This is a genomic window from Streptomyces sp. CC228A (assembly GCF_021390935.1).
In the GTDB taxonomy this organism is placed as follows: Bacteria; Actinomycetota; Actinomycetes; order Streptomycetales; family Streptomycetaceae; genus Streptomyces.
In genome coordinates, this window is the sequence record NZ_JAJPUI010000001.1 from 1 (window position 1) to 26,593 (window position 26,593).

24 protein-coding genes and 4 pseudogenes are annotated in these 26,593 nt (G+C 76.3%); 10 read left to right on the forward strand and 18 right to left on the reverse strand.

The window, feature by feature from the left end:
- The 3 genes from L6E17_RS00005 to L6E17_RS00015 all read right to left on the reverse strand — a co-directional run.
- Positions 1 to 327, reverse strand: a 327-nt coding sequence (locus L6E17_RS00005) for a class I SAM-dependent methyltransferase (protein WP_236238757.1), incomplete at its 3' end; no start/stop codon positions are given.
- A gap of 51 nt (positions 328 to 378) precedes the next feature.
- Complete coding sequence (locus tag L6E17_RS00010) at positions 379 to 3,147, reverse strand: SpoIIE family protein phosphatase/ATP-binding protein (protein WP_236238758.1); 2,769 nt, start codon at positions 3,145 to 3,147, stop codon at positions 379 to 381.
- A 414-nt stretch (positions 3,148 to 3,561) separates the two neighbouring features.
- Positions 3,562 to 4,836, reverse strand: a complete 1,275-nt coding sequence (locus L6E17_RS00015) for a DUF5954 family protein (RefSeq protein ID WP_236238759.1) — start codon at positions 4,834 to 4,836, stop codon at positions 3,562 to 3,564.
- Positions 4,837 to 5,026: 190 nt separating this feature from the next.
- Between L6E17_RS00015 and L6E17_RS00020 the strand changes: the two genes are divergently transcribed.
- Positions 5,027 to 5,311, forward strand: a complete 285-nt coding sequence (locus L6E17_RS00020) for a hypothetical protein (protein ID WP_236238760.1) — start codon at positions 5,027 to 5,029, stop codon at positions 5,309 to 5,311.
- A 210-nt stretch (positions 5,312 to 5,521) separates the two neighbouring features.
- Here the strand turns inward: L6E17_RS00020 and L6E17_RS00025 are convergent, their stop codons facing one another.
- Positions 5,522 to 5,761, reverse strand: a complete 240-nt coding sequence (locus L6E17_RS00025; protein ID WP_236238761.1) for a hypothetical protein — start codon at positions 5,759 to 5,761, stop codon at positions 5,522 to 5,524.
- A gap of 70 nt (positions 5,762 to 5,831) precedes the next feature.
- Entirely contained in the window at positions 5,832 to 6,038 is a 207-nt protein-coding gene (locus L6E17_RS00030) for a hypothetical protein (RefSeq protein WP_236238762.1), read from the reverse strand.
- 387 nt (positions 6,039 to 6,425) lie between these two features.
- On the opposite strand from L6E17_RS00030, the gene L6E17_RS00035 reads away from it, so the two are divergent.
- Entirely contained in the window at positions 6,426 to 6,722 is a 297-nt protein-coding gene (locus tag L6E17_RS00035) for a hypothetical protein (protein WP_236238763.1), read from the forward strand.
- A gap of 422 nt (positions 6,723 to 7,144) precedes the next feature.
- Here L6E17_RS00035 and L6E17_RS00040 read toward each other — a convergent pair whose 3' ends face one another.
- The 6 genes from L6E17_RS00040 to L6E17_RS00070 all read right to left on the reverse strand — a co-directional run bounded on the left by L6E17_RS00040 (position 7,145) and on the right by L6E17_RS00070 (position 13,599).
- Positions 7,145 to 7,501, reverse strand: coding sequence for a DUF3040 domain-containing protein (locus L6E17_RS00040; RefSeq protein ID WP_236238764.1), 357 nt, complete (start codon positions 7,499 to 7,501; stop codon positions 7,145 to 7,147).
- Between the two features lie 335 nt (positions 7,502 to 7,836).
- Positions 7,837 to 8,814 carry a carbohydrate kinase gene (locus L6E17_RS00045; protein ID WP_236238765.1) on the reverse strand — a complete coding sequence of 326 codons (978 nt, stop codon included), beginning with the start codon at positions 8,812 to 8,814 and terminating at the stop codon, positions 7,837 to 7,839.
- Positions 8,815 to 8,893: 79 nt separating this feature from the next.
- Entirely contained in the window at positions 8,894 to 9,730 is an 837-nt protein-coding gene (locus L6E17_RS00050) for a carbohydrate ABC transporter permease (protein ID WP_236238766.1), read from the reverse strand.
- A gap of 5 nt (positions 9,731 to 9,735) precedes the next feature.
- Positions 9,736 to 10,737, reverse strand: coding sequence for a carbohydrate ABC transporter permease (locus L6E17_RS00055; protein ID WP_236238767.1), 1,002 nt, complete (start codon positions 10,735 to 10,737; stop codon positions 9,736 to 9,738).
- A 13-nt stretch (positions 10,738 to 10,750) separates the two neighbouring features.
- Positions 10,751 to 12,535, reverse strand: a complete 1,785-nt coding sequence (locus tag L6E17_RS00060; protein ID WP_308315795.1) for an extracellular solute-binding protein — start codon at positions 12,533 to 12,535, stop codon at positions 10,751 to 10,753.
- Between the two features lie 44 nt (positions 12,536 to 12,579).
- Positions 12,580 to 13,599, reverse strand: coding sequence for a LacI family DNA-binding transcriptional regulator (locus L6E17_RS00070; RefSeq protein ID WP_236238768.1), 1,020 nt, complete (start codon positions 13,597 to 13,599; stop codon positions 12,580 to 12,582).
- A gap of 287 nt (positions 13,600 to 13,886) precedes the next feature.
- On the opposite strand from L6E17_RS00070, the gene L6E17_RS00075 reads away from it, so the two are divergent.
- Complete coding sequence (locus L6E17_RS00075; protein ID WP_236238769.1) at positions 13,887 to 15,131, forward strand: mucin-1; 1,245 nt, start codon at positions 13,887 to 13,889, stop codon at positions 15,129 to 15,131.
- Positions 15,132 to 15,557: 426 nt separating this feature from the next.
- On the opposite strand, the gene L6E17_RS00080 is transcribed toward L6E17_RS00075, so the two are convergent.
- Entirely contained in the window at positions 15,558 to 16,079 is a 522-nt protein-coding gene (locus tag L6E17_RS00080) for a DoxX family protein (protein ID WP_236238770.1), read from the reverse strand.
- A gap of 120 nt (positions 16,080 to 16,199) precedes the next feature.
- Between L6E17_RS00080 and L6E17_RS00085 the strand changes: the two are divergent.
- Positions 16,200 to 16,563 (forward strand): annotated as a pseudogene (locus tag L6E17_RS00085) (CBS domain-containing protein); the annotation flags it as partial.
- A 204-nt stretch (positions 16,564 to 16,767) separates the two neighbouring features.
- On the opposite strand, the gene L6E17_RS00090 reads toward L6E17_RS00085, so the two are convergent.
- From L6E17_RS00090 to L6E17_RS00105, 4 genes are all read right to left on the reverse strand, one after another.
- On the reverse strand, positions 16,768 to 17,007 hold the full coding sequence (locus L6E17_RS00090; RefSeq protein ID WP_374108962.1) for a DUF1918 domain-containing protein: 240 nt from the start codon (positions 17,005 to 17,007) through the stop codon (positions 16,768 to 16,770).
- A gap of 178 nt (positions 17,008 to 17,185) precedes the next feature.
- Positions 17,186 to 17,650: a universal stress protein gene (locus L6E17_RS00095; RefSeq protein WP_236238771.1), complete on the reverse strand. Its 465-nt coding sequence runs from the start codon at positions 17,648 to 17,650 to the stop codon at positions 17,186 to 17,188.
- A 68-nt stretch (positions 17,651 to 17,718) separates the two neighbouring features.
- The gene (locus L6E17_RS00100) at positions 17,719 to 17,991 is read right to left on the reverse strand and encodes a hypothetical protein (protein WP_236238772.1); all 273 of its coding nucleotides are present in this window, start codon (positions 17,989 to 17,991) and stop codon (positions 17,719 to 17,721) included.
- Between the two features lie 98 nt (positions 17,992 to 18,089).
- Complete coding sequence (locus L6E17_RS00105; RefSeq protein ID WP_236238773.1) at positions 18,090 to 19,058, reverse strand: universal stress protein; 969 nt, start codon at positions 19,056 to 19,058, stop codon at positions 18,090 to 18,092.
- Positions 19,059 to 19,264: 206 nt separating this feature from the next.
- Between L6E17_RS00105 and L6E17_RS00110 the strand changes: the two genes are divergently transcribed.
- The 4 genes and pseudogenes from L6E17_RS00110 (at position 19,265) to L6E17_RS00125 (ending at position 23,012) form a co-directional block, all read left to right on the forward strand.
- Complete coding sequence (locus L6E17_RS00110; RefSeq protein WP_236238774.1) at positions 19,265 to 20,608, forward strand: nicotinate phosphoribosyltransferase; 1,344 nt, start codon at positions 19,265 to 19,267, stop codon at positions 20,606 to 20,608.
- 310 nt (positions 20,609 to 20,918) lie between these two features.
- A pseudogene (locus L6E17_RS00115) lies at positions 20,919 to 21,287 on the forward strand (universal stress protein); the annotation flags it as partial.
- Between the two features lie 283 nt (positions 21,288 to 21,570).
- On the forward strand, positions 21,571 to 21,978 hold the full coding sequence (locus tag L6E17_RS00120; protein ID WP_236238775.1) for a universal stress protein: 408 nt from the start codon (positions 21,571 to 21,573) through the stop codon (positions 21,976 to 21,978).
- Between the two features lie 33 nt (positions 21,979 to 22,011).
- A pseudogene (locus L6E17_RS00125) lies at positions 22,012 to 23,012 on the forward strand (nitroreductase).
- A gap of 385 nt (positions 23,013 to 23,397) precedes the next feature.
- Here L6E17_RS00125 and L6E17_RS00130 read toward each other — a convergent pair.
- Positions 23,398 to 24,129 carry a pyridoxamine 5'-phosphate oxidase family protein gene (locus L6E17_RS00130; protein WP_236238776.1) on the reverse strand — a complete coding sequence of 244 codons (732 nt, stop codon included), beginning with the start codon at positions 24,127 to 24,129 and terminating at the stop codon, positions 23,398 to 23,400.
- Positions 24,130 to 24,296: 167 nt separating this feature from the next.
- A pseudogene (locus L6E17_RS00135) lies at positions 24,297 to 24,953 on the reverse strand (CBS domain-containing protein).
- A gap of 213 nt (positions 24,954 to 25,166) precedes the next feature.
- Between L6E17_RS00135 and L6E17_RS00140 the strand changes: the two are divergent.
- The gene (locus L6E17_RS00140) at positions 25,167 to 25,625 is read left to right on the forward strand and encodes a cyclic nucleotide-binding domain-containing protein (protein ID WP_236238777.1); all 459 of its coding nucleotides are present in this window, start codon (positions 25,167 to 25,169) and stop codon (positions 25,623 to 25,625) included.
- A gap of 325 nt (positions 25,626 to 25,950) precedes the next feature.
- Positions 25,951 to 26,565 carry a CBS domain-containing protein gene (locus L6E17_RS00145; RefSeq protein WP_236238778.1) on the forward strand — a complete coding sequence of 205 codons (615 nt, stop codon included), beginning with the start codon at positions 25,951 to 25,953 and terminating at the stop codon, positions 26,563 to 26,565.
- The last annotated feature ends 28 nt before the right edge of the window (positions 26,566 to 26,593 follow it).

A 26,593-nucleotide genomic window follows, 5' to 3' on the forward strand; every position in this document is an offset into this window, starting at 1 on the left:
CTCGGCCCCCTCCGCCCCCTCGTCGCCCTGCGAGTGGGCGGCCCGGGCGCGCGCGAGCATGCCGGCGCTGACGTCCACGCCGGTCACCCGCTCCCGGCACAGCTCCCGCAGCAGCCCCGTACCGGCCCCCGTACCGCAGCACAGGTCCAGGCCCGCGCCGAAGGGCCCGAGGGGCCGCAGTACGTCGGCTACGGACTCCAGGACCGCCGCCGGCGTCCGGAAGGGCGTCACGTCGAACTTCGGGGCGAGCAGGTCGTATCCGTGCTCCACCGACGACAGCGCCTGGGCGGTGAGCTCCCGCAGGGTCGGGCCTTCAGCCGTGAACATGGCTGTGAAGGTAACGCGTCCGCGGCTCGCCCGGGCGTCGCGGCGCCGCGGTCACAGCGGGTCCGCGTCGAAGGCGTCCAGCGGGTCGAAGGCCGCGACCGGTTGGCCCGCGGGGGCGGTGCCGGGGCCCGGGAGCTGCTGCTCCGCCCAGATGACCTTGCCCTGCCCGGTGTAGCGGGTGCCCCACCGCTCGGCGAGCTGCGCCACGAGGAACAGCCCGCGGCCGCCCTCGTCGGTGGTGGCCGCGTACCGCAGGTGCGGCGAGGTGCTGCTGGTGTCGGACACCTCGCAGGTGAGGACCCGGTCGTGGATGAGGCGCACGTGCACCGGCGGGGCGCCGTAGCGGATGGCGTTGGTGACCAGCTCGCTGAGGACCAGCTCGACGGTGAACGCCAGGTCGGACAGGCCCCACGCGTCGAGCTGCGCGGCGGCCGCGGCCCGGATCCCGGCCACCGCCTCCGGGTGGAAGGGCACGTCCCAGTCGGCCACGCGATCCGGGCCCAGGCCGCGGGTGCGGGCGATGAGCAGCGCCACGTCGTCCTTGGGATGGGCGGGAAGCAGCGCGTCCAGCACGGCGCGGCAGCTCTCCTCGGGGCTGCGGCCGGGCCCGCTGAGGGACTGCCGCAGCAGTTCCAGGCCCACGTCGATGTCTCGGCTGCGCTCCTCGATCAGCCCGTCGGTGTAGAAGACGAGCTGGCTGCCCTCCGCCACGTCCAGCTCCACCGTCTCGTACGGTATGCCGCCCAGGCCCAGCGGCGGCCCCGCCGGCAGGTCGGGGAACTCCACCCGCCCGGCCGGGTCGACGACGGCGGGCATGGGGTGCCCGGCGCGCGCCAGGGCGCAGCGCCGCGTCACCGGGTCGTACACCGCGTACAGGCAGGTGGCGCCGGTCATGCCCGCGCCGTTGCCGGACGCGCCGCCGGGCCCGGGAGCGGTCTCGTCCTGGTCGATGCGGCCGATGAGGTCGTCCAGCCTGCCGAGGAGTTCGTCGGGCGGCAGGTCGAGGGTGGAGAAGTTGTGGACGGCGGTACGCAGCCGGCCCATGCTGGCGGCGGCGTGCAGTCCGTGGCCGACGACGTCGCCGACGACGAGGGCGACGCGGCTGCCGGGCAGCGGGATGACGTCGAACCAGTCGCCGCCCACCCCGGACTGGGCGGGCAGGTAGCGGTGGGCGACCTCGATGGCGCTCTGCTCCGGCAGGGCGCGCGGCAGCAGGCTGCGCTGGAGGGTGACGGCCATGGCGTGCTCGCGGGTGTAGCGGCGGGCGTTGTCGATGGCCACGGCCGCCCGGGCGACGAGCTCCTCCGCGAGGATGAGGTCTTCCGCCTCGAAGGGCTCCGGCTTCTCCGAGCGCCAGAAGTTCACCACGCCGAGGACGACGCCGCGGGCCCTGAGCGGCACGGTGATGAGGGAGTGGATGCCGTATGCCACGATCGCGGCGGCCCGCTCGCGGTCCTGGGCCTGCCAGCCGGGCGCCTGGGACAGGTCGGGGACCAGTTCGGCGCGCCCGGAGCCGTACCCGCGGGCCTGCGGGGTGGACGGGACGAAGGCGATCATCCGGCCCGTCGGGTACAGCGGGTGGTCGTCGCGGATGCCGCGGGAGGCGGTGCGCCGCATGTCGGTGCTGGTGCCGGCGGGTTCCTCGCCGCGCAGGACGGGGTCGGAGAGGTCCACGGTCACGAAGTCGGCGAAGCGGGGGACGGCGACCTCGGCGAGTTCCTCCGCGGTGCGCACGACGTCGAGGGTGGTGCCGATGCCGACGCCCGCGTCGTAGAGCAGGTTGAGCCGCTTGCGGGCGACCTGGGCGCGGCCGCTGAGCGCGCGCAGCTCGGTGGTGTCGCGGATGGTGACGACGGTGCCGCCGTGTCCGCCGTAGGGATCGGTGGGGCGCTGGTTGACGGCGAGGAGGCGGCCGGCGGCCGGGACGACCTCGTCGGTGGCGACGCGGCCGGACGCCAGCAGGTCCGCCATGCGCGGGTCGAGGCCGGGCAGCGCCTTGATGTGCTGCCCCTCGGCGTCGGGCGGCAGCTTGAGGAGCCGCTCGGCCTCGTCGTTGGCCAGGACGAGGCTGCCGTCCCCGCCGACGATGACGACGCCTTCGCGGACCGCGTGGAGGACGGCGTTGTGGTGCTCGTACACGCGGGTCATCTCGGCCGGCCCGAGGCCGTGGGTCTGGCGGCGCAGACGCCGTGTGACGAGGGCGGTGCCCGCGGTGGCGACGGCCAGGGCCGCGGCGCTGGTGCCGAGGATGACGGGCAGCTGCCGGTTGACGAGCCCCGTGACGTTCTCGACCTTCAGGCCCGCGGACACCAGGGCGACGACCTCGCCCTCGGGGTTGGTGACGGGCACCACGGCCTGCACCTCGTCACCGAGCGGCCCGTCGACCCGCTCGGTCAGCACCCGGCCTGCCAGGGACGGCTCGATGGTGCCGACGAACCGCTGGCCGATGCGCTCCGGGAGGGGGTGCGTGTAGCGGATGCCGTCGGTGTCCATGACCACGATGAAGTCGACACCCGCCCGCTTGCGGGTGGTCTCGGTGATCGGCTGCAGCACCTCCGACGGATCCGGCTGCTCCAGCGCCTCCAGCAGGCCGGGCGCGTGGGCGAACGTCTCCGCCACGGCGACCGAGCTGTTGCGCGCCGCCCGGTCGATGTCGGCGCGCGACTGGAGCAGCAGCGCCAGCAGGGCACCGAGCACCAGCAGCACGACCAGCGTCACCTGGAGGACGAACACCTGTCCGGCGACGCTGCGTGGAAGCCTTTCGGCCAGCGACCGGACCGAGGCACCGCGGAACCGGTCGAAAAAGTTGACCACGCTCATTTGTAACACTGGGGCCCCGGGGCGGCGCCAGGGCTGAGCAGCACACAGGACGACCGCGACCGGCCCGGGCCCGCACGGTCACCGCCGTCCCGCGCACCGCCCCGCGCCCCCGCCGGAGCCTCCAGTGGGGGGTGTGTTTCACGCCGGGCCCTGGCCCAGGATCCCGGCCGCAGCCGGATCGGGGACGGAAACGCGGGACGCAGGACGCAGGACGCGGGCGGGACCCGGACGCACCAGCGGGACCCGGACAGACCAGCGGGACCGCGGAGAGCCACGGCAGGGCCCGGACACGCCGGCGGGGCCGCGGAGAGCCACGGCGGGACCCGGACGCACCAGCGGGGCCGCGGAGGCCGGGGGCCGCATGGGCCGGACGACCGGGCCCCGACCCGGGCCTGTCCTCCTACACGTGGGGGGCTACTCCGCGGGGCCGGGGCGGGAGTCCCCGCGGGTGCTTGCGGGTCGCTCCGCCCGCTCCTTCTCCCGGTCCCTGAGGACCCGCAGCCGGGCCTCCTCCTCGTGGAACAGGTCGGCGAGGCGCTGCGTGTGCTCGTCCAGCACGACCGGCGCGTCGTCCTCCTCGTCGCTGATGAGCCCCTGGGCGCGCAGCTGCTGGTCCTGCACCATGACGGGCTGCTGCGGGTCCGGGTCTGAGGGGCGCGGCCCTTCCGGCCCGTCGGGTCCGAACCGTACGAGGCGCTCCACGCGGACGATCCTGAAGCGGCGGCCCGCCACCTCCAGGTCGTTGGACGGCACCGAGTCGAAGCGGTCGGCCGCCGCGTTGTACGGCGCGCGCTCCTCGGCGCCGAGCTCCTCCTCCCACGGGATCATGACCCGCAGGGTGAAGGTGAGCGAGTCCCGGGCGTGCTGCGGAGTGGCGGCACCGGTGTGGGAGTCCGGCCGCCAGCGGCCCTTCACCCGCTCGGCCGTCATGAAGGTGGCCGGCAGGAGCACCCCGCCGGGGTGGGTGCGGGTCGCCCGCACGGAGTCCTCGCGGATGGCGCGGGGCCCGGCGCCCGCGGGACGCACGAGGGAGAGCAGGTCGACCTTGAGCACCCCCGCGGACATGCCGGTGGGCAGCGCCGGGTCGAGGACGAAGCCGGTGGTGGGGCAGGGCCGCTCGTGGCCCCGGCCGGGCTTCGGGAGGTCCGGGTCGGAGATGCGGGGCGGCTCGGGGCCCTCCGGTCCCGAGCGGATGAAGGCCTCCGCCCGGATGACGCGGTAGCGCTCCCCCAGCACCGTCAGCTCGTCCAGCTTCTCCCACTCCATGCGCTCGGCGGCCCGCATGCAGGCGTCGTAGCCGTCCTGGTCCCCCGCCTCCTCGGCCTGCTGGGCGCGGCGGCGGAACTGCGAGCCCATCGAGTCGCGGGCGTCCTGCGGCGTCTGGCCGGAGCAGCTGTCGAGGAGCTCCCACCCGCCCTGCTCGCGTTCCCGTACGACCCCGAAGGACGGGGCCCCCGCCGACATCAGCTGCGGGTACCTCTCGCGGGCGGACCACGCCTCCATGTCCGCCATGGCCACCAGAGGGTCGTCGGTGGCGGCGACCCGCACCGTCCGGTACGCGGGGACGCTGTCCTCCGGGCCCATGGCACCGTGCGGGGGGCCGTCCGGCCGCCCGCCCGCCGCGCCGCCCAGCGGCTCCCCCGCCCTGCGGTTGTCGTCCATGTCGCTGTTCCCTGAGTCGTAGGACATGGGTCCAGCCTGCCGCCGGACGGGTCCCCCGTGGGGGTGACGGAACCAAACACCTGCAACTGTTGGATGCGTTCGGCCGGAGGGCCGGACCGGAGCAGCGGGCAGCGCGGCGCCCGCAGGGTGCATTTTCGGCCGTCGGCCGTGGGTAGGGTCCCCGGAGGCTCGGCGTGTGGGTGACTGGGGGCGCAACATGTCCGAACGCGAGTTCGAGGAGCGCGGTGTGCTGATCCGCCGGGGGTGGCGGCAGCTGACGACGGCGGGCCGCGTCCGGGTGGCGGAGGGCCGGCTGACCCTGCTGAACAGCCACGGGAGCGAGATCGACAGCGCGCCCCTGTCGGAGGTGCGCGTGGGTGAGCCCTGGTACGCGCCGCGCGGCTGCGTCCGGGCGGTGCTCGGCCGCACGGCGTACCTGCTGCGGCTGGGGCCGGCGCGCGCCCGTGCCGTCGCGGAGGCGGCCCACCGTGCGCGCGGCTGACGAGGGGGCCCACCGTGCGCGCGGCCGACTCAGCCGTCAGGCGCGCCGCCGCTGCACCCCGGCGGCGGGACCGCGCCGCTGCGAGGGCCTGCGGGACGCAGGAGCAGTCGGGGCCAGCGGGCTCCGGCAGGACGCTCTCGGCCCGGTAGGGCGCGGGGCGCCCGGATGCCTTCCGGCCGGGTGCGGGCGAGTCCGCTGCCGGCGTTGCGGTCAGTAGCACCACCATGTGCCGTCGGGGGGCTGGGGCAGCCAGCCGTACGGGCCGCCGTCGGCGGGCCCCCTGCGGTAGACGGCGGTCACGGCGTCGGCACGGAAGGTGCGGACGCGTTCCGACCTGCCGTGGTGGTCGGTGCGCTCCAGGACGATCTCTCCGGCGGCGGTGCGCCCGGCGGCGGTGGCCTCGACGAAGGTGTCCTCGCCGTCGGCGAGGCGCAGCATGAAGACGGCCATGTTCGTGGTTGCTCCGTATGGTGCGTGCGGTGTCGCGGTGGTTCGGTGTGCGCGGGGGTACGGCCTGCGGTCAGATGCCGACCGGCACCGTCGGCAGGTCCTCCCACACCTGGCGCAGCTCGGTGTAGCGGCGGTCGGGCAGCCCCTCCAGCACCCGGCGCACCTCGGGCCGTGCGCCGGCGGCGGCGATGAGCAGATCGCTCCGGCTCAGCGCGCCGTTGGCGAAGACCGCCGCCAGGTGCTCGGCGATCTCGGTGCGGGTGACGTCGTCGGCCATGGTTCTCCCCAAGCGTGTGAGCGCGCACGAGCGGTGGCGGCGCGTGGCGGAAAAACTGAGGGTGAAGGTCGGGGCGGCCGCGGCGGGCGGCTCCTTCGCCGTCCGGGGCCGTACTGCGGGCCGCTCAGCGGCCCGCCGGGAAGCGGCACCAATCTAACGCAGGGGCAAAGTGCGAAGGCAAGTCAGAACCCCGCCAGGACCGGTCAGTTGCTTGGAATTCGCGCACAGTGGCGGACTTGCCGCCCGGCGGTCGGCAAGGGTTAACCCGGACATCACGTGAGGGTCGCCGGACGTCGGCGGACCGCGGGCCGGAAGCCGCCCGACATCGTGACGATACGATCGCGGGGAGTGACGAGCGCGCGGGAGCAGCAGCGGAGGGCGGGAGCCATGTCAACGGTGACGCGGCAGGAGATCAGGGCCTGTACGCGCGGGGCGTTCGGATCCGGATGGGTCGGCAGGGACCAGTTGTGCGCGGCGGCGCGGTCGGCGGGGGCCAGGCGGGAGGTGGTGGAGACGTTGGAGAAGCTGTCACCGCGGGTGCGCGTGTGCGGGGTGCCCGATCTGCTGCTGCTCCTGCCCGAACTCCCGGACGGGGACGAGGACGGGGACGGGGACGGAGAAGGGGACGGGAGCGGGAACCGGGCGCCCGACGGGGGCGGGAACCGAGCGCCCGACGTGGCCTGACCGGCCGCCGTGGCACCGCGGGCCGGCCCGCGCGTGCACCACCCGTCGCCGGACCGCGCCTGCCCGGCCGTGCCCCCGAGGCTGGTGCCTGGGCCACCGTCGGACCGCGCCTGCCCGGCCGTGCCCCCGCCGCTCACGCGAGGCCGGTACCCGGGCCACCGCCCGGACCGCGCACCCCGTACGGGGTCAGAGGGCCGCCCGGCGGCGCCGCCCGCACGGGGTCCGGACCGCACGGGATCCAGCCCGCACGGGATCCGGCCGCACGGGGTCCGGCCCGCCGCCCGCGGCACTCGCGCGCGCCCTCACGGGCCCGGTCGGCCGCCGGCCGGCACCTCGCCGGCTGTCCGACCGGACAGGCATCCGCGGCAGCGCACAGGGGGCGGCGCTGCGGCCGACGGGTGCCCCGCCGGCACCCCCTGGCCTCACGGGGATTGCGGCACGGGCGGAACGTCCTGTACAGCGGCGGCGGGCAGCCCGGCGGGCGGTGCCTGGTCGGGCATCGTCGCCGAGGGCCCGGAGAGCAGCGCCGTCAGTACCAGGCCCAGGACGGCGACCACGACGGCCACCACAGCGGCGACCTTCCGCCAGTCACGGCGTCCTCCGCGCCGCCCCGTACCGTGCGACCCCTCCTCGGGGCCCGCCGGATCCCGCTCGGGCGGCGGCCCCTCGGCGAACTGCCGGCCGAGCACGGCCATGCGCTCGTCCAGCGCGGGGTCGTCCCGGACCAGAGACCGCTCGATCTCGGCGAGCAGGCGGTCCTCGTCCATTCCTGATGCCATGTCGACCACCTCCGGTGGCTGGTACGCGGTGACTGCCCGACACCGGCGCCGCCGACTGGGACAGCGCGGGCGGGGCGGCCGGCCCCGTACGGCCGGGAGGGCGGCGGGACCGTCCCCCGGGCGAGCCGCCGCACGGCCCGTGCCCAGCGCCTGCTGCCCCACGCCTTCCGCGTACCCGTCTCCCGCGGAGACGCACCCCTCAGAAGCCGGCCGGGACACCGGAACCGCCCGGGCCGCCCGCCGACCCGGGGCCACGGCGCCCCCGGGCCGACGGCTGGGGCACGGGCGGACTCCCGGGGCGGAGCACCGCGACTCCGCCGCCCCGTCCCGGACCGTCACCCGAAGGCGCCCACGTCCTGCACCCACGGCGGGTCCGCGCCCGGCACGGCGCAGGTGGCGGCGGCGACCCGGGAGGCGTACGCGCAGCTCGCGGCCGTCTCCTCGGCGGTGAGCGCCTCCAGGCGGCCGCCGAGCCGGCCGAGGCGGGCGAGCGCGTGCAGCAGGCCCGCGGTGAAGGAGTCGCCCGCCCCGACCGTGTCGACGACCGCGGTCGGCGCCGCGGGCACCGCCACGCGGGTGCCGTCGAGGGACGCGAGGGCCCCGCGGCCGCCGAGGGTGACCACCACGAGCCGGGCACCGGCGGCGTGCCAGGCGTCGCACGCGGCCTCCGGGGACGCCCCGGGCATGAGGTGCCCGAGGTCGTCCTCACTGAGGCGGAGGATGTCCGCGAGCGCGCACCAGCGGGCGAGGCGGGCCCGGTAGGCCGCGGGGGGCACCAGCAGGGGCCGTACGTTCGGATCGACCGAGACGGTGGCCCGCTCCCGTACCGCCGCCAGGTGCTCCTCGACGCGGCGCCCGCCCGGCTCCCTGATGAGCGCCAGGGAGCCGGTGTGGAGGCAGGCCGCGTCGTCCGGGGCCGCGGCGGCCAGCTCCTCGGCGGTCCACTGCCAGTCGGCGGCGCCCTCCGCGTGGAAGGAGTACGTGGCGTGGCCTCGGGCGTCGACGTCGGCCACGGCCAGGGTGCTGGGCTCGGCGGCGGACACGCAGCCGGTCAGGTCCACGCCGGACGCGGCCAGCCGGGTGCGGAACAGCCCGCCGAAGACGTCGTCCGAGATCCGGCCGCGGAACCGGGTGGGCGTGCCGAGGCGTGCCAGGGCCACCGCCGTGTTGGCGGGGCCGCCGCCGGGCAGCACCCTGAGCGTCAGTTCCCTGCCGTCCGGCGGGTGCTCCGTGAACGCGTCGGCGACGCATTCGCCGAGCACGGTGACCGCCGGCCCGCGGACGGCTGCTGCGTCCGTCATCCGTGTGCTCATGTCCTCGCTCTCCCTGACTGCCGTGCTCGTGCCCCCCGGGCCCATGGTGTCCGTCCTGGGCGGCCCGCTGCCCATCGCCTCACCCCTTGACCGCCGAGCTCGCGACACCCTGGACGAACCAGCGCTGGAAGAAGGCGAAGACGACCAGGACCGGCAGCACCAGCAGCACGCCGAACGCGAGGATCTGGCCCCAGTCCGGCGGCTGCTGCCCCTGGAACACGCTGAGCGCCAGCGGCAGGGGGCGTACGGCGGGATCGGACACCATCAGCACCGGCCACAGGAAGGACCCCCACTGCACGAGGAAGGTCAGGATGGCGACGGACGCGAAGGCGGGCCGGCTCATCGGCACGATGACCGCGAAGAACGTCCGCCACGGTCCGGCGCCGTCCAGCCGCGCCGCCTCCTCGATGCTGGGCGGGATCTTCTGGAAGAACGTGTGGAACTGGTAGACGGAGAAGGCGTTGGCGACAAACGGCAGCGCCTGGATGAGGAGGGTGTCGCGCTGGTCGTGGTAGAGGTGGAACAGCGGCACCGCGACCGACTCGAACGGCACCAGCATCAGCAGCAGGACCAGGCCGAACACCGCCTTCCTGCCGCGCCAGCGGAGGCGGGACAGGCCGTAGGCCGCCATGGAGTTGACGATCAGCCCGCCGCACACGACGACGGCGGCCAGCAGCACCGAGACGCCCGTGAAGCGCCAGAAGTAGCCGGTGCTGTCGGAGTTCAGGCTGTCGAGGACGGCGGCGTAGTTGTCCAGGGACAGATCGGTGGGGAGGAAGCCGGACAGGCCGGCCAGGACCTGGTCGGAGGGCTTGAGGCTGCCGATGGCCAGATACAGCACGGGCAGGGCGAACACGAACGCCAGGACGCTGAGGACGCCGTAGTCGAGGATGCGGCGCAGGGGCGTACGGGACACGGGGCTCAGTCCTCGTTCTCGGGACGGACGACGCGGCGCTGCAGCAGCGTCAGGGCGACGACGATCACGAAGAAGACCACGGTGATCGCGGCGGCCCGGCCGACGTTGTTCTGGTCGAAGGCGGTGGTGACCGCCTCGTACATCACGGTGCGGGTGGCGTCCTCGTCGAGCCCGCCGCCCCGGACGAGGACGTACACCTGGTCGAAGACCCGGAAGGACAGCACCGACGTCAGCATGGCGACGAAGACGAGGGTGCCGCGGATGCCGGGCAGGGTGACGTGGAGGAACTGCTGCCGGCGTCCTGCCCGGTCGAGCCGGGCGGCCTCGTACAGCTCCTGCGGGATCTGCTGGAGTCCGGCGAGCAGGATCACCATCTGGAAGCCGACGCCCTGCCAGACGGACAGGACGATGACGGACGCCATGGCGGTGGCGGCGTCCCCCAGCCAGTCGAAGGCGCCCCAGTGGCCGAAGCTCAGGTGCTGCAGGAGGGCGTTGAGCATGCCCTCTTCGCTGCGGGCGAGGATCAGCCGCCAGACGACGGCGACCAGGGCCATGGGGAAGACCACCGGCAGGAAGAACACCGACCGGAAGAGTCCGATGGCTCTGAGCTTGCGGTTCAGCAGCAGCGCCAGGCCCAGTGCGAGGCCGGTCTGGAGGGGCACGACGACGGCGGCGAACGTGAGGTTGTTCAGCAGGGCCCGCAGGAACGGCCCGGACAGGTCCGGGTCCGTGAACAGCCGCCGGTAGTGCTCGACGCCGAAGAAGCGGGGCTCCGCGGGCGATCCGAGCCGGACGTTGAAGAAGGACAGCACGACGGCGTGGACGAACGGCACGCCGACGAAGAGGACGAGGCCGAGCAGGGCGGGGGCCGCCATGAGCGGCCCGTGCAGCCCGTCGCGCTTCCGCCGCCGCCGGGGGCCCGCGGCGGTGGACGGTGCGCCCGGCGGGGCGGGCGTCCCGGTCGCGGGCTCGGCCGCGGTTCCGGACAGTTCGGTGCGTGTGGACATGTGCGGCTCCTGCCTAACCCAGCGGGTAGCCGTCGTTGTCGGCGAAGTCCCGGTCGATGGCGCGGGCCGCCTTCGACAGGGCCGTCTTCGGGTCCGCGCCGCCGTACACCGCGTTCAGCGCCTTGCCGAACTCGGACGTGACCACGGGGTACCCGGCGGTCACCGGGCGGGTGACGGCGACGCAGGACGGTCCCGAGGCCCGGGTCCCGCAGGGCGCGGCGAGCTGGTCGGCGAAGACCTGGAGCGGGCCGCCCTTCCGGTACAGCTCGCTCTTCGCGAGGGCGGTGTGCGTGGCGGGCGGGGCGCCGTTGGCCTTCGTCATGGCGCCGACGCTGCCGTCGTCGAGGAGGAAGTCGAGGAAGGCGCCGGCGGCCTTGCCGTTCTTCGAGCCGGCTCCGATGCCCCAGGCCCACGAGCCCTGGCCGGTCTTGGTGCCGTTGCCGAAGTCGGGCAGCGGCAGGACGACGAGGTCCTCGTCCAGGGCCGCGCTGTAGGCCGGGTACTGCCAGTGGCCGACCCAGCTGAGCGCGACGCGGCCCTTGCCGAAGGCGTTGCCGTCGGTGTTGGGGTCGACGTACGGCTTCCACGACTGGACGGTCGTCAGGGCCGACACCGCCTCGGGGCCGTCGAGGACGCCGGCCGCCCTGCCGTCTTCCAGGAGGGCGCCGCCGGCCGACCAGAGGACCGGCGAGAAGCCGTAGGTGCCCCACTCGGTGGCCAGGCCGTAGTTCTCCGACACGTCGAGGACCTTGCCGTCGCCGTCGGGGTCCTCCGCCGTGAGCGCCGTCAGCGCGGCGGTGAACTCCTCGGCGGTCCAGGCGTCGCCGACGCCCTTCGGATAGTCCACGCCGGCCGCGTCCAGCAGCTTCTTGTTGCCGTAGACGCCCAGGCCGGAGTCGTACATGGCGAGGCCGTACAGATGGTCGCCGATCGTGCCCTGGGCCTTGACGGCGTCGGTGGCGTCGGCGACGGTCCCGACGGAGACGTACGGGTCGAGGGGGCCAGCTTCCCGTTGTGGACGAAGCTCGCCATGGTGGGGCCGTCGAACTCCAGGACGTCCGGCAGGGAGGCGGGGTCCGTGGCGGTGACGGTCTTCGTGTAGTCGTTGCCGGGTATCAGCTTCAGCTCGGCCTTCACGTCCTGCTGGGCGCGGTTGAACGCCGCGACCGCGGCCTGGAGTGCGGCGTCCTCGCTCTTCTGGCCCTGGTGGGCCCAGACGCTGATGGTGCCCTTGCCGCTGCCCGCCTCGGCGGTCGGCGCGGCGCCGGTCCCCCCTCCGCCGCAGGCGGCCAGCGCCGCCAGGGGCAGGGCGAGGGCGAGGGCGGTACGGAGGGAGCCGCGGGTTCTCGCGGTGCGGCGGGTACGGGAGGGGTTCATGCGCGTGTGCCTCCGGGTGAGGGGCGGAACGGGTATCAGGGGATCCGGGGGGCCGGGAGGGACGGGGGAAGGGACGGGCAGGGGGTTGGGGGGTGCAGGGGGGTGGGGGTGCGCCCGGTGGAGCGGGCGGCTGGGGGGAGGGTGCGGAGGCGTCCGAGGCGGTTCGCGGCGCCACTCCGATGAGCGGAGTCTCCGTGCGCCGACGCAGCGGGCGGCCGGGGTGCGGACGTGTCGGGGTACGGACGTGCCGGGGTGGGGACGTGTCCGGGGTGGGGACGTGTCCGGGTGGGGGGGCTCGGAGCGGGCGGGGCTGCTCGGGGGAGGCGGTGGGCGTCGGGGGCGGGTGAGGGCCCTCACGGGGCCCGGGACAAGGGGTCTGGTGGACGAGCGGAACCAAGGGGGTGGGGGCCGGGGGCTCCACGGCGTCTCGGGCAGCAGGCGCTGCCGGCTCCGGAGGGAGCGCGGCTACCGGGCGCCGGAGGTGCGGGGCGGGGCCGTGGTCTCCCGGAGGACGAGGTTGACGGGCATCTGCCGGTACGCGGGGTGGGGGCCGTCCGGGTCCTCCAGCTGCCGCAGCAGCAGGCAGGCCGCCTCCGCGCCCTGTTCCGCGACCGGCTGGGCGATGGTGGTCAGCCCGGCGACCTCGGCCAGTTCGTGGTCGTCGAAACCGACGACGGACACGTCGTCCGGCGCCTTCAACCGGTGCATGCGCAGCGCGCGCAGGGCGCCCATGGCCATCTCGTCGGACTGGGCGAACACGGCGGTCGGCGGGCGTACCGACGCGAGCAGCTCGGTCATGGCGCGCTCGCCGCCCTTGACGGTGAAGTCGCCGTCCACTTCGAGCGACGGATCGTGGTCGGCGCCTGCCTCGGCGAGCACGTCGAGGTAGGCGCGGCGGCGCTCCCCCGGTGTCGTCCACCGCTGGGGGCCGCTGGAACCGGAGATCATGCCGATCCTGCGGTGGCCGAGGTTCACGAGGTGCCGTACGGCGAGGGTGGCGCCGGCCCGGTCGTCGATGCCGACCGCGGTGAAGCCCGGCCGGGGTCCGCCCACGGTGACGGCGAGCGGCACGCCCAGGGAACGCAGCGCGGCCGCCTCCTCCTCGTCGGGAATGAGCAGGCACAGCACCGCGTCGACGCGCTTGCGGGCCGGCATGCGGGTGAAGAACCGCTTCCTGGCGTCGGTGGAGCCGAGGTTGTACAGCAGCACGTCGTAACCGGCGTCGCTGAGCACCTGTTCGGCGCCGTCGAGGACCCTGCCGAAGAACCAGCGCCCGACGTAGGGGGCGACCACGCCGATCGTGGACGTGCGGCCGCTCGCCAGGGCCGCCGCGGAGCGGGACGCGGTGTAGCCGAGCGAGGCGGCGACGGCGGTGATCCGGGCCCGTACCTCCTCCGACACGCCCTCCCGGCCCCGCAGGGCGCGCGACACGGTGGACGCCGACACTCCGGCGGCACGTGCGACATCGGTGATGCTGACGGTCACGGCGGGTCCTCCTGGACGGGTCTCTCCTCCGCCGTGCGTCACGGTGCTGTGAGCGGCGGGTGTCCAGACCGTAAACCCGGCCTCCTGGTTGCGCAAGCGTTTGCGTTCAGATTTACTTGGCGCGCTTTCAGGGCCGTGCTGACGAGCCCCAGGCAGGACGCAACCGTTTGAGTTCCCCGGTCGTGCGGTGTGGCGCCGCGCGGCTCGGCGCCGTCGTCTCCGCGCCCGCACGCCCCGCCGCCCGGCGGCCGGCTCCCCCGACATCGCGACACCCGCAGGAGTGGTCCATGCGCTACGCCCCGCCCGGTCTCTGTGTGAACGACTTCGCGGTCCTCCGCGCCGAGGACGGCACGTACACCGTGCTGCACCTCCAGGGCCCGTGGACCGAGGACTTCGACCACCTGCGGATGGAGACCTCGTACGGCAGGGCCACCTCGGCGGACCTGGTGCGGTGGGAGCCGCAGGGGCCGGCGTTCGGCACCGGGCTGCCCGGCCGCTTCGACCAGCGTGCCGTGTGGACCATGCACCCCTTCCGCCACGGCGGGGGGATGGCGATGCTCTACACGGGGATGAGCGGCCTGACGCCCGGCGGCTGGCCGCTCCAGGCGGTGGGGCTGGCGTACTCCGACCGCCTCGACGGCACGGGGTGGCGGCGCCACGGCACGGGGCCGGTCGTGGAGGCGGACCCGCGCTGGTACCGCACCGGTGAGCACATGGGCTGGCGCGACCCGTTCGTGGTGCGCAACGACGACGACACGGCCTGGGCCATGGTGGTCTGCGCGAGCGACGCGTCCCTGCCGGCGGATCGCGGCGGCTGCGTCGGGCTGGCTACCTCGACCGACCTGGAGCGGTGGGAGGTGCACCCGCCGCTGGTCTCGCCGGGCGACGTCGACGAGCTGGAGTGCCCGGTCCTGGAACGGCTCGACGACGGGTCGTGGCTGCTGCTGGGCTCCATAGGCGCCACCCGGGGGTTCGAGGCGTGGACGGCGCCCCGGCTGGAGGGCCCGTGGCGGCGCCGCGGGCAGCTCGGCCCGTCCGGCGCGTACGCACCGCGGGTGGTCACCGCGCCCGACGGCTCCCGCGTCGTGCTGCACACGACTCCGCGCCGGGTCGGCCTCACCGACGCCGGCGCCCCCTGCCGCGGCATGCTGGCCCAGCCCAAGCTGCTCGTCACGCCCGCCGGCGCCCCGCCGTTCCTGGCCTGGTGGCCGGGGCTGGACCCGTGGCTCGGGCCGGAGCTCACCGACGCGGGGCAGACCGGCGGGGCGGGAACGGGCGGGGCGGGAACGGGCGGGGCGGGAACGGGCGGGGTGGGAACGGGCGGGGTGGAGCGGCTCCACGCCGTCGGCGACCTCGCCGTGTCCGGCCCGGTCGACCTCGTCCTGCGGCGCCGGCCGTCCCGCCGCCCCGGCGCCGAGCCGGCGCTCACCGTGTCGTACGACGGCGCGGCGGAGCTGCGGATCACCGGGCCGGGGGCGCCGTGCTCGCCCGGACGTCCCTCGCCGCGCCGGCGGCGTCGCTGCGCGTCCTGACCGTCGGGGAGTACGTGGAGGTGTACGCGGACGGGGTGTTCGTGCTGACCGCGCTCAGCTACGCCGCCGCCCGCGGCGTGGACGGCCACCGAGGGGGGCCGCGAACGCCGCGTACCCGTGCGGCCGGTCCGGCTTCCGGACCCGGAGCGGGACGACGCGTCAGCCGTCTGGCCCGGTCCCGCCGCGCCCGCGGCGTAGCGGAAGGCGCGGGAGGCGGGTCCTCGTGGAGCGGGACGGGAAGCGGGTCCCCTCGGGGCCGGACGCGGGAGGCGGGACCGCCGAGCGGGTCGCCTACCGGGGTCCGGCCGGGGGCCGCCGCCGCACCGCTCGCGTACCGTGCCCCGCCGAGGGCCGACTGCCCCGCCGGCGCTCCGTGCGGGCGCGCGCCCGCCGCCCCGGGGCAGGGCGTCGGCGCGGGCCGGGCGTTCAGGGGCGCGTCGCCGCCTCCAGCATCGTGTGCCGGGACAGGCGCGCGTCGACGGACCACGGGCCCGCGCCGACGGCGAGCAGGAACGCGCTGCCGCACAGCTGCGCCAGGTCCGTGCGGGCCGCGTGGGCGAAGTCCCACCAGCCCGACGCGTCGGGGAACAGCGGGGCCCCGCCCCAGAGGATCGGCGCCTTGGTGACGAGGAGGGCCCCGACCATGTTCACGATCATGGGCGCCGCGGCGAGCCGGGTGAGCAGTCCGGCGAGCAGAAGCAGCCCGCACACGATCTCCAGCGTGCCGTCGAAGTAGCCGAGGAAGCCGGGGACGGGAAGCCCCGCCCGGTCGAAGCGCCCCGCACCCAGCTCGCCGGGGCGGACGAACTTCAGCACGCCCTCGCAGACGAACACGGCGCCCACGAAGAACCGGACGAGGACCACCGCGCCCGGTGCCTCCGTGTGCAGCAGGTGCGTACGGCGGGACATGGCCGTCGAGGGCCTCGGCAGCGTCCAGGGAGCGGTCATGGCGGGGCACGTCCTTCACACTCGGCTCGGTCCTTCACCCCCCATCCTGGGCGCCCGTGCCGGCCGGCAGAACGGCACATCGGGCCGTTCCCACCTACGGGGGACGGGAGATCCTCCCCGGTGATGTCCGCCCCGGCGGTCACCGTGCACGCCGGCGCCACCCTGGCGGAGGCGGCGCGGATCATGGCGCGGCGACGGGTGAAGCGCCTGCCGGTGGTCGACGGAGTCGGGCTCCTGGAGGGCGTGGTGAGCCGCTGCGACCTGCTGAAGGTCTTCCTGCGCCCGGACGAGGAGATCGCCGAGGAGATCCGGACGTCGGTGCTGCCCGACGTGCCGGGGCGGCGGGCACGAGGGTGACCGTGCAGGACGGGGTGGCCACGCTCGCCGCCCGCTGCGCGACCGCGCGCTCGTGCCGCTGCTGGCGCGGGCGGTGCGCGCGGTGGAGGGCGTCGTGGACATCCGGCTCGACCCGACCCGGGGCTGACGGCTCGCCAGCCGTCTACCGCGCGGCCGCGAAGGCGAGTGCGCGTGGGGCGCGGAAGCGCGCGGGTGCGCGGATGTACGGGTGCGCGGGTGTACGGGCGCGCGAGAGCGGCGGGCGCGGCGGGCGCGGCGGGCGCGGTCGGCATGAAGGGGCGTGCCGCGCCCGCCGCGGCGCGACCGGGAGTGACGCGAGACTGTCGGCGGCTCAGCCGGAGCCGTGGAGGAAGTGGTGGACGTGGGCGTCCGGGCCGGGGAAGAAGAGCGTCACCTTCCCCGTGTCGGACCATCTGACCTCGTACGGGGGTGTGCCGTCGGCGTGGGGCACCGCGACCACCTCGCCGTCGCGGCGGGGCGCCCCCAGGACCGGGCCGTCCACGACGATCCGGTCCCCGGGCGCCGCGTGCATCGCTGCGCCGTGTTCCCGTTCCTGCGCGCGCTCGTTCATCTGCCTGTCCCCTCGTGCTGTCCCCCTCATGCCTGTCCCCCTCATCGGTGCTCCTTCGGCGGACGCCTCGCCTCATCGGTGCTCCTTCGGCGGACGCCTCGCGGGCGGTCCCCTTCGCGGACCGTCACTCCCCCGGTTCCGGCACGGTCACGACCGGGCACTCGGCGCGCTGGAGCAGTCAGTGGACGACCGAGCCGAGCCGCATGCCGGTGTAGCCGCCGTGGCCGCGCCGCCCGACGACCACCGCGAGCGCGTCATGGGAGGCGAGGGCCAGTTCCTCGACGGGGTGGCCCCTCAGGACGTGCTCGCTGAACGGCACATCGGGGTATTTCTCGGGCCGGCCCGCAACGGCCGCCGACAGCAGCCGGCGCCGCTGCGCGGCCGCCGGCTCGTCACCCGCGGGCCCGCCCGCGAGGGCGCCCGGGTTCTGCGCGAGCGTACCGCCCAGCGGCAGCCGCGGGTGGGGCCACACCCAGACGGCCCGTAGGGACGCGCCGAGCAGCTGCGCCTCCTCCAGGGCGAACGCGACCGCGGCCCCCGACGCCTCGCTGCCGTCGACGCCGACGACCAGGTGGGCGGGGCCCCGAGGCGTGCGGGGCTCGTCGGCCACCACGGCGACGGGGCACGCGGCGCGCGCGCTCACCGGCACCGTCACGGAACTCGCGCTGAACAGCTCCGCCGAGCGGCCCAGCCGCCGGGACCCGAGGACGATCAGCAGTGCCTGGTGGGAGCGGCCGCACAGGACCGCGGCGGGCCCCCGTCGAGGAGTTCCGTGGTGACGGCGAGGCCGCCGCGGGTGGCGGCCACCCGGGCGGCCTCCTCGGAGAGCGCTTCCGCGCCCTCGGTGCGCAGCGCCGCCCGGTGCACCGAGTCGGCCACCCGGTGCCTGCGGCTGCCGTGCGGCAGGTCGTGCAGCACCGGCACGGCGAGGACGAGGCGCAGAGGGGCGCCCCTGCGGGCGGCCTCGTCGGCCGCCCAGGCCACCGCGGGCCGGGAGCCGCCGCGGGGTCCACCCCGGCGATGATCACGGGCGCTTCCCGGGGCTCGCGCTCGTGGGGGCGTCGCGGTGCGGCCATCGGTGCTCACTCCTCCCGCTCCGCTGGCGCCGCGGCGCCGTCCGCCGCCTCCCCGTCCGCGGGCTCCGCGGCGGTGCGGGGCACGATGGCGACGGGGCAGTGGGCGTGGTGGAGCACCGCGTGCGTGACGTGCCCGAGGGACCGCCCGATGCCGAAGGGCGGCCGGTGCGCCCCCAGGACCAGCAGGTCCGCGTGGTGGGAGGCTTCGACGAGCAGTCCCGGTACGGAGCGCGAGCCTTCCACCTCGGTGGTCACCGTCAGGTCCGGGAAGTCGGCGCGGAGCGCGTCCGCGAGGCGGCCGGTCTCGCGGACCCGGTCCCTGGCGACCTCGTCGATGTCGTCGAGGAGGACGGCCGCCGTACCGACGTGGGAGAGCGGCGCCCAGACCGTCAGCAGCCGCAGCTCCGCCTTGTGGGCCTCGGCTTCGCGGGCCGCGTACCGGGCCCAGGGGAGGTCGTCCGTGCCCCGCACGGCGGCGACGACCGCGCCGCCGCCCGGCCGTTCGTGGTCGCCGCGCACGATGATGACGGGCACCTTGGCGCGCGCGGCGACGCCGAGGCCGACGGAGCCGAGCAGCAGGGCGCCGAAACCGCCGAGGCCCCGGCTGCCGACGACGATGGTGCCGTCCGCGCCCGCCGCCTCGCGCAGGGCGGTGACGGCCTCGCCGCTGCTGTACTCCTTGGTGACGGGCAGGTCCGGGAAGCGCTCCTCGACCAGCTCGGCGGTCTCGACGAGGAGATCGCGGCCGGCCTCCCGGGCCTTCTCGACCGTCTCGGCGGACGCGTAGAGGGCGCGGTCGTCGGTACCCGACGCGTGGACGAGGTGGAGGGGCCTGCGGCGGCGGTCGGCCTCGGCCGCGGCCCACAGGGCGGCGGAGCGTGCCTGCACGGAGCCGTCGACGCCCGCGACGACGGGGCCGAGGCCCCCGGTCTCGGCGGCCGGTCCGACCGGGCCGCGGGTGGTGTCGTGGTTCATGGCTCCTCCTGACGGGCTGGGGCCGGTCGTCCGGCCGGTGCGGTGTCCCGCGCTGTGCCCCCACGCTCGCAGCGCGGGCGGCGCGGCGGCAGGGGCTCGCGGGGCAGGGGGACGGGCCGAACGTCCCTGCCCGGTGCCGGGTACCCGCTCCATGCTGGAGACTGCCTGCCCCGGTGCCGGGGCCGGCCGGAAGGGCGGTGCGGACCATGTCCGACGTGACCACCACGGACCTGTACGAGGTGACGATGGCCCTGTCGTACCTGCGGGAGGGCATGGACGGGCCTGCCGCCTTCAGCCTTTTCGTGCGGGAACTCCCGCCCGGCCGCGGGTTCCTCGTCAGCGCGGGTCTCGAACCGGCGCTCGACTACCTGTCCGGGTTCCGGGTGACGCGGGCGGACGTGCGGCGCTTCGCGGCCGCGCTGGACCGCGATCCGGAGGCGCTGGAACCGCTGCTCGGCCTGGCGTTCCGAGGGGAGGTGCGGGCGGTGCCCGAAGGGCGGGTGGTGCACGCCGGGGAACCGCTGCTGGAGGTGACGGCGCCGCTGCCGCAGGCCCAGCTGGTCGAGACGTACCTGCTGTCGCTGGTCAGCCACCAGACGGCCGTGGCGTCGAAGGCGGCCCGCTGCGTGCTGGCGGCGGCCGGGCACCCTGTGGTCGACTTCTCGCTGCGCCGCACCCACGGGCCGCAGGCCGGGTTCCAGGCGGCCAGGGCGGCCGGGCTGGTCGGCTTCGCCGGCACGAGCAACGTCGCCGCGGCGACCCGGCTGGGGCTGCCCGCGTCGGGCACGATGGCCCACTCGTACGTCGAGGCGTTCCCCGACGAGGAGGCGGCGTTCCGCGCCTTCGCCCGCGCCCACCCGGGCCCGGTGACGTTCCTGGTCGACACGTACGACACGGAGCGCGGCGCGGCGACGGCCGCGCGGGTGCTGCGCGACCTGGACCGGGGCGCGGGCTGCGGCGTGCGGCTGGACAGCGGCGACCTGGACGCGCTGTCGCGGCGTACTCGGGAGCTGCTCGACGCGGCGGGGCTGCCGGAGGTGCGGATCGTCGTCAGCGGCGGCCTCGACGAGTACGGCGTGGACGCGCTGGTGGGGGCGGGCGCGCCGGTCGACGTGTACGCCGTGGGCAGCAAGGTCGGCACGTCGGCGGACGCCCCGTACCTGGACTCGGCGTACAAGCTCGTCGAGTACGACGGCCGCCCGGTGATGAAGCTGTCGTCGGCGAAGGTGACGGCCCCGGGCTGCAAGCAGGTGTTCCGCACGCCGGGCGGACCCGATGTGCTGGCGCTGCGGGACGAGCCGCGGCCGGAGGGCGCGGAGCCGCTGCTGCGCACGGTGATGCGCGGCGGGCGGCGGCTCGGCCCGCCCGACGACCTGGCGTCCGCGCACGCCCGGTTCGTCAGGGACGTGACGGCGCTGCCCGCGGCCGCCCGGCGGGTGCGCGACCCGGAGCCGCCGGTGCCCCGGGTCTCGCCCCGCCTGGCCGCGCTCACGGAGGCGGTGCGCGGGCGGCTGGTCGAGCGCACGGCGGCGGCGCGGCGGGGCCGGTGACCCCGGAGGCGGTGCTGAGCGCGCCGTCGGCGGCGCACCTCCGCCACGGGGCCGCCGCCACCGGCCGCGGGCCCCGCCGCCGCGGGCCTTCCGCAGGCCTGCCGCGGTGCGCACCGGGCGGCGCAGGTCCTCGCCGGTCGCGGGCGCCGTGGCGGCGGCTCGGGCGGGCCCCGGCACGGGAGGGACGTTCGGACCGCCGACGGACCGGTCGGGCCCTGCCGCGGCGCGCGGCGGGCGGCGAGGCTTTGAGGCAGGGAGGCCCGACATGACCGACACCAGGAGCGCGACCCCCGACGGCCCGCGCGCCGTCATGGCGGGGCTGGACGGCTCACCGGAGAGCATGGCGGCGGCCGCCTGGGCCGCCGGCGAGGCGGCGCTCCGGAACGTGCCGCTCCACCTCGTCCACGCCCTGGACGAGCGCCCCGCTCCGGGCGCCACCGAGCACGCGCAGCGGCTGCTGCGCGTGGCGGTGGCGCGGGCCCAGCGGCCCCACCCCGGGCTCACCGTCGCCACGGCGGCGCCGACCGGCCGCAGCGCGGCCGCGGCGCTGGTCGGCGCGACGGGACCGGACGGCCCGGCGGGGATGCTGGTGCTGGGCTCGCGCGGGCTGGGCGCATTGGCGGGCTTCCTGGCGGGCTCGGTGGGCCTCGCGGCGGCCGGGGCCGCGCACTGCCCCGTCGTGCTGGTACGGCGGCGGGGCGACGCCAGGGCTCCGCAGGCGGCCCCGGGCCGCCACCGACGCCGAGGCACCCGGCGGCACGGCGGAGCCGGGCACCGACGCCGACGCCGAGGCACCCGGCGGCACGGCGGAGCCGGGCACCGACGCCGACGCCGAGGCGCCCGGCGGCACGGCGGAGCCGGGCACCGACGCCGAGGCCGCGGCGCCCGGCGGAACGGCGGAGCCGGGCGGCACCAGAGGGCCGGGGCGCGCCCCGGACGCGTCCGGGAGCGTCGTCGTCGGCGTGGACGTCTTCGAGCCCTGCGGGGACCTGCTCGCCTTCGCCTGCGAGGAGGCAGCGGCGCGGGGCTGCGCCCTGCACGCGGTGCACTGCTGGTCGCTGCCCGCCCCGTACGGGTACGCGGCGGCGATCGACCCGGACATCGGCGCGCAGGTGGCCCGCCAGGTCTCCGGCAGCCTCGCCGCTCTGCTGCTGCCCTGGCGGCAGAAGCACCCGTCGGTGCCGGTCGTGGCGCGCACGGTCGCCGGACCGGCCGCGGCCGAGCTGGTGCGGGCCGCGGAAGGCGCCGCCATGCTGGTCGTGGGCCGCCGTGCGGCCCGGCTGCCGTTCGGACCGCGTCTGGGCCATGTGGCCCACGCGGTGATCCATCACGCGGCCCTGCCGGTCGCCGTGGTACCCCACGGCGAGTAGGCGGGCCGCCCGGCCCCGGAGGAGAAGGCCGCCATGCAGGTGCGCTCCCTCGACACCGACACGGTGACGTCCCTGGTCGCGGACGCCACGACGGCCCCGTCCATGCACAACGCGCAGCCGTGGCTGTTCCGGTACGTGCGCGGCAGCGGAGTGCTGCGGATGCGGATGGACCCTGCACGCGCCATGCCGCACGCCGACCCGGACCACCGCGCCCTGCACGTCGGCTGCGGCGCCGCGCTGTTCAACCTGCGGGTGGCCGCGGCCCGCGCCGGATGGGAGGCGGGCGTCACCCTCCTGCCCGATCCGGCGGACCCCGAGCTGCTCGCGGACGTGGTGTTCGGCAAGCCGGTCGCGCCGGACGACCGGCTCGCCGACCTGCACCCGGTTCTGAGGAAGCGCCGCACGAACCGGTTCCCGTTCACCGAGGAGGCCGTGCCGCAGGCCGTGCGCGACGAGCTGAGCGGCGCCGCGCTGGCGGAGGGCGCGCGGCTGGTGTTCCTCGACGCCTGGCAGACGGAGGCGGTGCTGCGGCTGGTGCGGGACGCGGAGGCCGAGGAGGCCGCCGACCCGAGGAAGCGGGCCGAGGTGGCCCGCTGGACGTGGCGTGCCGAGTCCGCCGACGCGCCGGGCCGGGCCGAAGGCATCCCCAGCTACGCGCTGGGCCCCCGCAGCCACGGGGGCGGGCGCCGGTCCGGGACTTCGCGGCGGCGGAGCGGCCCGCGGGGCGCGGCACGGCGGTGTTCGAGCAGGTGCCGTGCCTGGCGGTGCTGGGCACCCGGCAGGACCGTCCCGAGGACTGGCTGCACGCCGGTCAGGCCATGGAGCGGGTGCTGCTCCAGGCCACGCTGGACGGCCTCGCGACGTCGCTGAACTCGCATGCCCTGGAGTGGCCGGAGCTGCGGTGGGCGGTGCGCGACCCGCGGTCGGCGATGGGGCACGCCCAGATGCTCATCCGGTTCGGGTACGGCCCGCAGGTCCCGGCGACTCCCCGGCGTCCCGTCGAGGAGGTCCTGCGCGTCGACGAGGCGGACTGAGTCCCGCGGCCCGCGGGGCTTGCGCACCGGCGGGCGACCGTCCGCCCGGCGGTGCGCGGCGGCAGCGCCGTACGGTCCTGGCCGCCGGTTCCCGTAGAGCGGGCGGAGCCGCGGGGCCCTCGGCTCCCGGAGCCAGGACCGGCGCCCGATGTCACCCGGCCACGGGGTTGCTGGGGTCGCTGCCGTCCGAGCCCCGCGGACCCGACCACGGGTTCTGCCGGGCCTCCCCGACGGCGAGGCGGGACCGTGCCGCCCGGCGCCGCAGCTCACCTCCGCGCAGCCCGGCTTCCACGCGCCCTGGGAGCGGCCGAACGCTTCCGGGTGTCGGGCCCCGGCCTCGACGTCCTGTACCGGCGTACGGCGGGCGGGAGCGGGGAGGCGCGGCTCAGGCGCCGTGGGGTGCGGCGCCGCCGTGCCGGTGCGCCGGCGTGTCGTCCCCCTGCGGCGCGTGGGTGTGGTGGACACGGATGCGGCGGCCCGTCACCCGGCGGGGCGCGACCGCCACCCACAGGTCGCGTTCGCCGCCCGCCCAGGGGGTGGTGTAGGCGGCCTCCTCCAGGACGCGCACCTCGTCGGCGCCGGTGACCTCCCGTGCGGGGCCGACGAGCAGCACGCTCCAGCCCTGGCTGAACAGGTCGTCGATGTGGTCCACCTCGAACGCGACGTCGCCCGCGCCGGCGCGGGCCGCGCGTGACGGCGCCGACCCGGGCTGCGTACGGAACGCCACCTCCCGTCCGCTGACGAGGTAGTTGACGGGGAGGATGGCGGGGCCTTCGGGCGAGGTGACGGCGACCCGGCCGACACCGTGGCTGCCGAGCAGCTCCCACGCCTCCTCGGCGCCGAGCTCGACGAGCTCCGGGTGGTACGCGGCGTGGCCGGTGCCCGGGGTGAGGTCCGCGGTGCCGCCGGTGAGGGCGACGACGGTGGTCTCCAGGGCGTCCGCGAGGCGCAGCAGGAACCCCATTCCCGGGGTGGCGGTCTGCTCCTCCAGGTACTGGATGTACCCGGGCGCGGAGCCGGCCCGCAGGGCGACCTCCTCCCGCGACAGCCCGAGCTGCTCGCGGCGGGCGGCCACGCGGCGCCCGATGTCCCCCTTCAGGTGCTCAGGTCCTGGCATGGCATCACGGTATCCGCGCCGCCCGCCGCCCGCATGCCCGGCGCGGACGACGTCCCCGGCCGGGCGCGGGGGCCGGCACGGGCGCCCTCGGCCGTGCCCGGCCGCACCCCCGCCCCCGGCCGCACCCCCGCCGCGTGCACGGCGCCGCCCGGCCGGGGCCGCGGGTGTCACGGAGCGGTGCGGCGCCCGGGCGCGGGCGCGGTGCGGGCCTCCGGCGGGGCGGTCAGCTCGCACCGTACGTCCACGACGCCCGCCACCGCGCGGGTGCGGCGCTCGGCCGCCGGGATGAGGGCGGCGTCGCGCACCGGCCCGGTGAGGGTGACCGTGCCCCGGCTCACGTCGACGCCGATGCCGCGGTGCGAGACGGCGAAGAGCCGCTCCACGACGGTCGCGCCGCACCTCCGCGGCGATGTCCCCGTCGGGCCGCAGGAACCCCTTCAGCAGGTCCGCGCGGCTGACGATGCCGCACAGCACCCCGTCGCCGTCCACCACGGGGAGCCGCTTCACGCCGCGCCCGGCCATCAGCCGGGCGGCGTGCGGCAGGGTGGCTCCGGCCGTCACGGTGACGGCGGGGCTCGACATGAGCTCCGCGGCGGTCACCGCGCCCGCCTTCGCGTGGTCGGTCAGCCGCAGCCGCTGGTCCACCGGGGAGGGGTCGGGTCGCGGAGCTCCTCCTTGGGCAGCAGGTCGGCCTCCGACACCACGCCGACGACGCGGCCCTCGCCCTCCACGACCGGCAGGGCCGTGACGTGCCGTGCCCGCAGGGCGGTCACGATCTCCTGGTACGTCGCGTCGGGACCGACGGCGACGACCGGTGACGTCATGACGTCGCCGACGGTGCGGGGAGCGGTTCACCGCTTCATGGCTGCGCCCTTCGCCGAGGTGCTCAGTACGCTCGTAAGAACCGTCGCACCGTCGGGGGTACGTCCGGTAGGGCCGGTCGGACCGGCGCCGGTGTCCCGGGCGGCCCCTGCGGGGCCGTGTCCCGGCGACCGAGGCCGGGGCCGACGTGCGCGGGGTTCCACCAGGAGGTTCCCATGAGCAGAACCGCAGCACCGAGGATCAACAGCGTGCCCGCTCCGCACCGGGAGCGGCTCATGACACTGGCCCGTGAGGTCGCCTTCGAGCCGGGCGACCGGCTGTTCGACGAGCAGCAGCCCGCCGACCGCTTCTGGGTCGTGAAGACGGGGGCGGTCACGCTCGACGCGCGGGTGCCGGGACGGCGGCCCGCCGAGGTCCAGATGCTGGGCCACGGCGACCTGGTGGGCCTGTCCTGGCTGTTCCCGCCGTACGAGTGGGAGCTCGGCGCCGAGGCGATGAGCCTGGTGCGGGCCTGGGAGTTCGACGCGGTGGCGGTGCGGGCCCTGTGCGCGGCGGAGCCGGCGTTCGGCTACGCGCTGACGCTGTGGGTGGGGCAGGTGCTGTCCCACCGCCTGCAGGCCACCCGGGTCAGGCTGCTGGACCTGTACGCCCCGCGTGCCACCACCGCGGTCTGACCGCGGCACGCCCCGCCCCGGCGCGGGGCGTGCCGCACCGAGGCGGGCGGAAAGCGCGGTGAGGGCGGTGAGGGCGGAAAGGGCCACCCGCTTCTCGCGGATCCTGATGGCGCGGTGCGCGGCCGTCAGCCGCTTCTCCCCGCCTCTCGTCAGCCCTTTCCGCCACTTCAAGGAAACCACCGCCCGGGGCGCGCCGCCAGGGCCGAACGGTCCCCGCGCGTCCGGCCGCGCCGCGCCGCTGCGGTGCGCACGGGCGGCGGGGAGGCATCCTCGAAAGCGGTGGGGGACCCGCCGAGCGAGCAGCGAGAAGGGACGGCACCCAGCGATGAGGCACCGCAGTGTGGCCGATCTGATGACCCCGGAGGCCGTCGCCGTACAGCCCGGTACCGCGTTCAAGGAGATCGCCCGGCTGCTGGACGAGTACGGCATCACGGCGGTCCCCGTCGTGGACGACGAGGAGCGGCCGGTCGGCGTGGTGTCGGAGGTGGACCTGCTGCGTCGCCACACCGGCGCCGACGACGGGGCGCGCACGGCGGAGGGGCTGATGTCGAGCCCGGCGATCGTGGCCCGGCCGGAGTGGAGCGCGGTGGAGGCGGCGCGCGTGATGGAGAGGCACCGGATCAAGCGGCTGCCGGTGGTGGACGCGGCGGGGCGGCTCATCGGCGTGCTCAGCCGCAGTGACCTGCTGCAGCTGTTCCTGCGGCGCGACCGGGCGATCCAGGAGGAGATCCTGGAGGACGTGGTGACGCGCACGCTCGGGCTGCCGCCGTCGGCCGTGACCGTCGACGTCCACGACGGCGCGGTGACGCTCAGCGGCACGCTGGAGCGGCGGAGCCTGGTGCCGATCGTGGTGCGGCTGTGCGAGAGCGTCGACGGGGTGGTGGCGGTGGACACCCGTCTCGCGTACGAGTGGGACGACACGGAGCCGGTGACGGCCTGACGGCCGGCGCCGCGGTGCCGGAGACAGC

Bases quoted from the DNA above. Each gene is read 5' to 3' on its own strand.
- L6E17_RS00010 (WP_236238758.1), bottom strand. From the start codon at position 3,147: ATGAGCGTGGTCAACTTTTTCGACCGGTTCCGCGGTGCCTCGGTCCGG.
- L6E17_RS00015 (WP_236238759.1), bottom strand. From the start codon at position 4,836: ATGTCCTACGACTCAGGGAACAGCGACATGGACGACAACCGCAGGGCG.
- L6E17_RS00020 (WP_236238760.1), top strand. From the start codon at position 5,027: ATGTCCGAACGCGAGTTCGAGGAGCGCGGTGTGCTGATCCGCCGGGGG.
- L6E17_RS00025 (WP_236238761.1), bottom strand. From the start codon at position 5,761: ATGGCCGTCTTCATGCTGCGCCTCGCCGACGGCGAGGACACCTTCGTC.
- L6E17_RS00030 (WP_236238762.1), bottom strand. From the start codon at position 6,038: ATGGCCGACGACGTCACCCGCACCGAGATCGCCGAGCACCTGGCGGCG.
- L6E17_RS00035 (WP_236238763.1), top strand. From the start codon at position 6,426: ATGTCAACGGTGACGCGGCAGGAGATCAGGGCCTGTACGCGCGGGGCG.
- L6E17_RS00040 (WP_236238764.1), bottom strand. From the start codon at position 7,501: ATGGCATCAGGAATGGACGAGGACCGCCTGCTCGCCGAGATCGAGCGG.
- L6E17_RS00045 (WP_236238765.1), bottom strand. From the start codon at position 8,814: ATGAGCACACGGATGACGGACGCAGCAGCCGTCCGCGGGCCGGCGGTC.
- L6E17_RS00055 (WP_236238767.1), bottom strand. From the start codon at position 10,737: ATGTCCACACGCACCGAACTGTCCGGAACCGCGGCCGAGCCCGCGACC.
- L6E17_RS00075 (WP_236238769.1), top strand. From the start codon at position 13,887: ATGCGCTACGCCCCGCCCGGTCTCTGTGTGAACGACTTCGCGGTCCTC.
- L6E17_RS00080 (WP_236238770.1), bottom strand. From the start codon at position 16,079: ATGACCGCTCCCTGGACGCTGCCGAGGCCCTCGACGGCCATGTCCCGC.
- L6E17_RS00090 (WP_374108962.1), bottom strand. From the start codon at position 17,007: ATGAACGAGCGCGCGCAGGAACGGGAACACGGCGCAGCGATGCACGCG.
- L6E17_RS00105 (WP_236238773.1), bottom strand. From the start codon at position 19,058: ATGAACCACGACACCACCCGCGGCCCGGTCGGACCGGCCGCCGAGACC.
- L6E17_RS00110 (WP_236238774.1), top strand. From the start codon at position 19,265: ATGTCCGACGTGACCACCACGGACCTGTACGAGGTGACGATGGCCCTG.
- L6E17_RS00130 (WP_236238776.1), bottom strand. From the start codon at position 24,129: ATGCCAGGACCTGAGCACCTGAAGGGGGACATCGGGCGCCGCGTGGCC.
- L6E17_RS00140 (WP_236238777.1), top strand. From the start codon at position 25,167: ATGAGCAGAACCGCAGCACCGAGGATCAACAGCGTGCCCGCTCCGCAC.
- L6E17_RS00145 (WP_236238778.1), top strand. From the start codon at position 25,951: ATGAGGCACCGCAGTGTGGCCGATCTGATGACCCCGGAGGCCGTCGCC.